The 6123-nt window shown below is 69.7% G+C and carries 8 protein-coding genes; 3 read left to right on the forward strand and 5 right to left on the reverse strand.

From position 1 onward, the window contains the following. Positions 1 to 496, forward strand: a 496-nt coding sequence (locus tag ACE3T5_RS20740) for an efflux RND transporter permease subunit (protein ID WP_374670010.1), incomplete at its 5' end; no start/stop codon positions are given. A gap of 5 nt (positions 497 to 501) precedes the next feature. On the opposite strand, the gene ACE3T5_RS20745 is transcribed toward ACE3T5_RS20740, so the two are convergent. Genes ACE3T5_RS20745 through ACE3T5_RS20765 form a run of 5 tightly spaced genes read right to left on the reverse strand, consistent with a single transcriptional unit; the run spans position 502 to position 4128 of the window. Further along, complete coding sequence (locus tag ACE3T5_RS20745; protein WP_374670011.1) at positions 502 to 1104, reverse strand: cyclic nucleotide-binding domain-containing protein; 603 nt, start codon at positions 1102 to 1104, stop codon at positions 502 to 504. Positions 1105 to 1158: 54 nt separating this feature from the next. Further along, a complete protein-coding gene (locus ACE3T5_RS20750; protein ID WP_374670012.1) occupies positions 1159 to 1788 on the reverse strand; it encodes a cyclic nucleotide-binding domain-containing protein in 630 nt (209 codons plus the stop codon). Positions 1789 to 1790: 2 nt separating this feature from the next. Continuing rightward, on the reverse strand, positions 1791 to 2309 hold the full coding sequence (locus ACE3T5_RS20755) for an adenylyltransferase/cytidyltransferase family protein (protein ID WP_374670016.1): 519 nt from the start codon (positions 2307 to 2309) through the stop codon (positions 1791 to 1793). Positions 2310 to 2320: 11 nt separating this feature from the next. Continuing rightward, positions 2321 to 3184, reverse strand: a complete 864-nt coding sequence (locus ACE3T5_RS20760) for a ferritin-like domain-containing protein (protein ID WP_374670013.1) — start codon at positions 3182 to 3184, stop codon at positions 2321 to 2323. Positions 3185 to 3210: 26 nt separating this feature from the next. Beyond that, on the reverse strand, positions 3211 to 4128 hold the full coding sequence (locus ACE3T5_RS20765) for a MerR family transcriptional regulator (protein WP_374670017.1): 918 nt from the start codon (positions 4126 to 4128) through the stop codon (positions 3211 to 3213). 180 nt (positions 4129 to 4308) lie between these two features. Between ACE3T5_RS20765 and ACE3T5_RS20770 the strand changes: the two genes are divergently transcribed. Both ACE3T5_RS20770 and ACE3T5_RS20775 read left to right on the forward strand, forming a co-directional pair. Then, a complete protein-coding gene (locus tag ACE3T5_RS20770) occupies positions 4309 to 4857 on the forward strand; it encodes a glutathione peroxidase (RefSeq protein ID WP_374670014.1) in 549 nt (182 codons plus the stop codon). Positions 4858 to 5100: 243 nt separating this feature from the next. Continuing rightward, positions 5101 to 6123 (forward strand): NAD(P)/FAD-dependent oxidoreductase (locus tag ACE3T5_RS20775; RefSeq protein WP_374670015.1); only part of this gene is annotated, 1023 nt, incomplete at its 3' end.

Below are 6123 nucleotides of genomic sequence, written 5' to 3' on the forward strand. Positions count from 1 at the left end.
CCTGCACCCGGTCACCATCCTGAGCGCGTTGCCCCTGTCACTGGGCGGCGCTGTCGTGGGCCTGCTCATGGCGCAGAAGGCCTTCTCCATGCCCTCGATGATCGGCCTGATCATGCTGATGGGCATCGCCACCAAGAACTCCATCCTGCTGGTGGAGTACGCCATCGTGGCGCGGCGCGACCTGGGCATGAGCCGCCTCGATGCCTTGCTGGACGCCTGCCACAAGCGCGCGCGGCCCATCATCATGACCACCATCGCCATGGGCGCCGGCATGCTGCCCATCGCCATCGGCTGGGGCACGGCGGACCCGAGCTTCCGCTCCCCCATGGCCATCGCGGTGATCGGCGGCCTGTTCACGTCCACCGTGCTCAGCTTGCTGGTGGTGCCGGTGGTGTTCGTGTGGCTGGATGACCTGGAGGCGCTGATCGGGCGCGTGGTGCGCGCGCTGCGTCGGTTGTGGCCAGGTCAGCGTGCCGGCGAAGCGCCGCCGGCCTGACGCATTCACCCCCCGGGCTGCGACACCCGGAAGGCCACCGTGTCCTCACCCGGCGCGGGCTTGAGCCGGGGCGTGGAGCGGTCGTCCAGCTCCTCGTTGATGGTGCGATTGAGCTGCGACAGCATGTGCAGCCGCTTGTTGGCATCGCGCAGGCGGCCGGAGACGGTGCGCAGCAGCGACAGCAGGATCTTGTTGCCGATCGCCGGGTAGGCCTTGGTCAGCTTGTTGAACTGGGACTGGCTCATGGTGGCGAGCGACATGTCGCTGGCGGCGGTGACGGTGGCGTTGCGCGAGGCGTTGTCCAGGATGCCCTGCTCGCCGATCAGGTCCCCTTCCTGCAGCACCTTCAGCATCAGCGGCTCCCCATGGCCGCCGCCGATGGCCTCGGCCGTGGCCTCGCCCTGCAGGATCAGCGCCATGAAGCTCGCGTTCTGCGCGCCCTCATGGAACAGCACGGTGCCTTCCTTCACGCGCTGCGCGCTCATGTGCTCCACCAGTTTCACCGCCTCGGACACCGAGAGCATGGCGAAGCATTCGTGCGACCGCACGAGATGGGCCACGTCGCGGTCGCTCCACTCGCGTTCCTGCCGGCGGAAGAAGAGGGCCATGGTGTCTCCTGGGTGGTGCGCTGCCTGGGGCGCGGGATGAGGCGGTCCGCGGCTTCAGGGCCGCTTGTACTCGGGGGGCGGATCGAAGAAGGTCGTGTCCAGCTCCAGCGGGGGCGGCGGCTCCAGCGGCTGCGAAGGGCGGCGCGAGGCGATCTCGAGCTCGAGCTCCTTCTTGAGCTTGCGGTTCGCGCTCTCCGCGTTGTGCAGGCGCTGGTTGGATTCGCCCAGCCGTCGCGTCACCGTGCGCAGCAGCGAGGTGAGGATGGTGCAGCCGAGCACCGGCTTGGCCTTGACGAGGCGGTCGAAGCGGCCGGCGTCGACCGCCGCCAGCACGAGATCGGTCCGGGCGATCACGGTGGCCGTGCGCGGCGTCTCGTGCAGGATGCCCTGCTCGCCCACCAGGTCGCCTTCCTTCAGGGTACCGAGCACCACGCGCTCACCCAGGCCGCCGCCATCGGTCTCGACCAGGGCCTTGCCTTCGAGGATGAGGCCCATGAAGTTGCTGTCGGTGTTGCCCTCGCGGAACACGATGTTGCCGGCGTTCACGCGCAAGGGGTGCATGTGCTGCACCAGCAGCACCGCATCGGCCTCACTGAGCATGCGGAAGCGCTCGTGGCTGCGCACCACCTTCGCCACGTCGTTGATGCTCCATTCCCGGCTCAGCTTGGTAAAGACACCCAGCACCGTCATCCTCCTTGTGAGGCCCCGGGCGCGCGGATGCGCCGCACCAGGGCCGTTGTCGAATAGCCTTGCACGAACGGGATGGCCAGCGCGCGGCCGCCCCAGCTTTCCACCAGCGCCGTCTCCGCCAGGGTGCGCATGTCGTAGTCGCCGCCCTTCACGTAGATGTCGGGCCGCAGCTCGGCCAGCAGCGCCACCGGCGTGTCCTCGTCGAACCAGGTCACCAGGCTCGACGATTCGAGCGCTGCGATCACTATGGCCCGATCCGCCTCGCTGTTCAAGGGGCGGTCGGGGCCCTTGCCCAGCCGGCGCGCCGACGCATCGGTGTTCAGTGCCACCACCAGGCTGCCCCCCAGCGCTCGCGCCTGGGCCAGGCAGCTGACGTGGCCACGGTGCAGGACGTCGAACACGCCATTGGTGAAGACCACCGGGCGCGGCAGGCGCGCCACCGCGGCAGGCGCGTCAGCCCGCTCGACGATGCGGTGGAGGAAGGCGGGCTCGGCGAAGGCCGGCGCTGGCGGCATGGCCGGGCCGGTCACGCGGCTCCCGGCACCAGGCCCGCGCCCGTGCCCAGGCCGGCCTGCAGTTCCTTGCGGTAGCGGTTGAGCTCCTGCACGCTCTGGAAGCTGCGGTCCATCAGCAGGCTCATGTTGTGCAGGATGCGCTCGACGACGCGGTTCTCCCACACGCTGTCGAAGGCGATCTGCTTGTCCAGCCAGCGCTCGAGCCACTCCGGATCGGGCAGGCGCGATTGAATGGTGTCGCGCGGAAACAGGGCCTTGTTCACGTGCAGGTTGGTCGGATGCAACGCCTGCGCCGTGCGCCGTGCGCTGGCCATGAGAACGCCCACCTTGGCGAATGCGGCCTTGGCCTCGTTGCCGAAGTTGCCGATGGCGCGCTTCATGTAGCGCAGGTAGGCCCCGCCGTGGCGGGCCTCGTCCTGCGACAGCGTGGTGTAGATGTGCTTGATCACCGGCTCGGTGTGCCACTCGGCGGCGCGCCGGTACCAGTGGTTCAGCCGGATCTCGCCGCAGAAGTGCAGCATGAGCGTCTCCAGCGCGGGGGCCGGATCGAACTCGAAGCGCACCGCGTGCAGCTCGTCCTCGGTCGGGGCCAGCTCCGGACGGAAGCGGCGCAGGTACTCCATCAGCACCAGGGAGTGCTTCTGCTCCTCGAAGAACCAGATCGACATGAACGCGGAGAAGTCGCTGTCGTCGCGGTTGTCGCGCAGGAACATCTCGGTGGCCGGCAGCGCCGCCCACTCGGTGATGGCGTTCATCTTGACCGTCTCGGCCTGCTCGTCGCTGAGGAGCGAGCGGTCGAAGCGGTCCCAGGGGATGTCCCTGTCCATGTCCCAGCGGACGGACTCCAGCTGCTTGAAGAGTTCGGGGTACAGCATGCGCGGGCCTTTCCTAGGCCCGGATTCTAAGGCGCGTGCGCGCGTGCGCGCCCCTCCCGCCATGCCGCCACCAGGGACGGCACGGCCCCGATGTCCGGCACCGCCTCCACGCCGTCGGGCGCGCGGCGCTGCAGGGCCAGGTTGGCGCCGCCCGCCCAGATGCGCACATGGTCGGGCAGCAGGCTGCGCAGGTCGCGCAGGCCGGCCTGCACCTGCCCGGCCGGAAACGCGCTGCTGAAGGTGAGGCCCACCACGTCGGCCTGCGTCTGCGCAGCGGCGGCCGCGATGCCGTCCAGCGGCACCTTGACGCCCAGCGAGATGCAGCGGCAGCCATGCAGGCAGAGCATGGCTTCGGCCATCAGCAGGCCCAGGCCATGCCCTTCCTGCGGCAGCGTGGCCAGCAGCACGCGCGGCGCCTGCGACAGCGACTCGGGCACGCTGCCGATGGCCTGCCGCAGCACGAGCTGCAGGGCCTCGGTGTACACGTGCTCCTGCGTCACGGTGATGTCACCGCGCAGCCAGGCCTCGCCGATGCCGGCCGTCAGCGGCGCCACCAGCTCGGTGACGAAGCGCTCCAGGCCGAGCGACAGCAGCGCCTGCCCCAGGCTGCGCCGCAGGGCCGGCACGTCATGCTCGCGCAGCAGCGCCAGATAGTCCTCCACCGCCGCGGGCACGCCGGCGCCCGCGCGCTCGGGCTGTTCCTGCCCCATGCGCTGCAGCTCGTCCAGCGGCAGGTGGACGACCTTGCCTGGCCGGTACCCGGCATCCAGCCAGCGCTTGAGCAGGCGCAGCTTCTCCACCTGGTCGGCCGGATAGACCCGGTCGCCCATGGCGTCGCGCACCGGCTGCGGAAAGCCGTAGCGGCGCTCCCAGACCCGCAGCGTGTCCTTGGGCAGACCGGTGTCGCGCTCGACGGCCGCGATCGGCAGCGGCGGCGGAACCATCCGGTTCACGAGCGCCTCCACATCGGCGCCGGCGGCGTCGACAGGTTGTGCAGGTTCATCCGCATGAACCGAAGGGGCATTTTGTTTGTCCTAGACAAAATTCGCATCTTTCGAGATTATCCGCCACAAATGAACCTTTTTGCACGATTTGTCCTGGTCATCAGTGCGCCTTTGGGCCTGATGAGCGCCGCCCAGGCGGCGTCGCCGACCACGCCGCCCGCCGCGGCGCCGGCGCCGGCGCAGGCCGCCTGCCCGCCGCTGCTGCAACACACCTTTGCCCGCCTGCAGGACGAGAAGCCGCAGGCGCTGTGCCAGTACGCCGGCCGTGTGCTGCTGGTGGTGAACACCGCCAGCTATTGCGGCTTCACCCCCCAGTACCGCGGACTGGAGGCCCTCTACAGCCGCTACCGCGAAGCCGGGCTGGTCGTGCTGGGCTTCCCGTCGAACGACTTCGCGCAGGAGAAGTCGAGCAACCGCGAGATCGCGGACTTCTGCGAGAACACCTTCGGCGTCCGCTTCCCGATGTTCGCGGCTTCTTCGGTGCGCGGGCGTGACGCCAACCCGCTGTACCGCCAGCTGGCCGAGCGCGCCGGCCAGGCGCCGCGCTGGAATTTCCACAAGTACCTGATCGCGCGCGACGGCACCGTGGTCGGCCAGTGGGGCGCCACCACCGCCCCCGAATCGGCCGAGCTGGTGCAGGCGGTCGAGCGTCAGCTGGCACGCCGCTGACACAGGAACCGCCGCCATGCCGTTCACAAAAATTTACCGCCGCTGCCAGGGAACCTGGACCCGCCGCATCGAGTCCATGCAGGCAGGAGGCAGGTTCGCAGGACAACGACCCCTTTGCCGCTGCGAAGCCGTCCGGGCCCAGGCCCGGATGCAATCCCGGAACGACTCTTCTCCTCCTCCCTCCCTCCCTCCTTCGTTCCGGGGCGCTTCGCGGCTTTTTTCTTCCCAGCCGGGAGGGCGCCCGTGAAGGTCGCCGTCATCGGCGCCGGCATCGCCGGCCTGGCCGCCGCGCATCGGCTGCGCCACGAGGCCCAGGTCTCCCTGTTCGAGGCCGGCGAGTGGTTCGGCGGCCACACCCACACGGTCGACCTCACCCTGCCGGATGCCGGCGGCCGCCCTGTGACGCACGGCGTGGACACCGGCTTCCTGGTGTTCAACGAACGCACCTACCCGCAACTCATCCGCCTGTTCGGCGAGCTCGACGTGCCGACCGCCGTGTCCGACATGTCGTTCTCGGTGCAGGTCGACCGCGCCTTCGGCGATCAGCCGCTGGAGTGGAGCGGCAGCACGCTGGCCACCGTGTTCGCCCAGCGCGGCAACCTGGTTCGCCCGGCCTTCTGGGGCATGCTGGTCGACCTGCTGCGGTTCAACCAGCTGGCCACGCGCATCGCCGAGACGGGCACGGAACAAGCCCTGGCGCAGCCGCTGCAGGACTTCCTGGACACCCACCGCTTCGGCGCCGCCTTCCGCCAGTGGTACCTGCTGCCGATGATCGGCTGCATCTGGAGCTGCCCCACCGACCAGATGCTGCGCTTTCCGGTCAGCACGCTGATCCGCTTCTGCCACAACCATGGCCTGCTGCAGGTCAGCAACCGCCCGCGCTGGTTCACGGTGGCCGGTGGCGCGCGTCAGTATGTCCAGCGCATCCTGGAAGGCCTGCCCGACCGCCGCCTCGCGACACCGGTCGAGGCGGTGCGCCGCGACGCCACGGGGGTCTCGCTGCGCGTGGGCGGCGGCTGGGAGCGCTTCGACTACGCGGTGATCGCCACGCACAGCGACCAGGCGCTCGGCCTGCTGTCCGACGCCTCACGGGAAGAGCGGGCCCTGCTCGGCGCCATCCGCTACCAGCCCAATCGCGCCGTGCTGCACACCGACCGCTCGGTGCTGCCCCGACGCGAATCCGCCTGGGCCGCATGGAACTATGAGCGCGGCGCGGGCGCCGGCCCGGACGCCCAGGTCTGCCTGCACTACCTGCTGAACCGCCTG

The sequence above is a fragment of the Ramlibacter sp. genome, assembly GCF_041916345.1.
Classification (GTDB): domain Bacteria; phylum Pseudomonadota; class Gammaproteobacteria; order Burkholderiales; family Burkholderiaceae_C; genus Ramlibacter.